Genomic DNA, 671 nt, shown 5'->3' on the forward strand with positions numbered 1-671 from the left:
GTCGACAGCGAAGCCACCGAGCTGTTGGTCGAGCTCAAGCCCGTGGACAACGAGTTGATGCCCGTCGAGGTCGACGTGGACAGCGAGCTGATCGAGCTGGTGGCCGACGACAGACCCGTCGACGTGGAGGTCGACAGCGAGGTCACCGAGCTGTTGGTCGAGCTGAGGCCCGTGGACAACGAGTTGATACCCGTCGAAGTCGACGTGGACAGCGAGCTGATCGAGCTGGTTGCCGACGACAGGCCGGTCGACGTCGAAGTCGACAGCGAAGCCACCGAACTGTTGGTCGAGCTCAAGCCCGTGGACAACGAGTTGATGCCCGTCGAGGTCGACGTGGACAGCGAGCTGATCGAGCTGGTTGCCGACGACAGGCCGGTCGACGTGGAAGTCGACAGCGACGTAACCGAGCTGTTGGTCGAGCTGAGGCCGGTCGACAGCGAGTTGATGCCCGTCGACGCCGAGGTCGACAACGACGTGATCGAGCTGGTCGCCGACGACAGGCCGGTCGACGTCGAAGTCGAGAGCGAAGCGACCGAGCTATTGGTCGAGCTCAGGCCGGTCGACGTGGACGTCGACAGCGACGCGACCGAGCTGTTGGTCGAGCTCAAGCCCGTGGACAACGAGTTGATACCCGTCGAAGTCGACGTGGACAGCGAGCTGATCGAGCTGGT

1 protein-coding gene is annotated in these 671 nt (G+C 63.5%); it reads left to right on the forward strand.

Annotated elements, in window-relative coordinates; all coding sequences use genetic code 11:
• A partial coding sequence (locus WS45_RS35590) for a hypothetical protein (protein WP_218921632.1) occupies positions 1-671 on the forward strand: 671 nt, incomplete at both ends.

This window comes from Burkholderia sp. RF2-non_BP3 (assembly GCF_001522185.1).
In the GTDB taxonomy this organism is placed as follows: domain Bacteria; phylum Pseudomonadota; class Gammaproteobacteria; order Burkholderiales; family Burkholderiaceae; genus Burkholderia; species Burkholderia diffusa.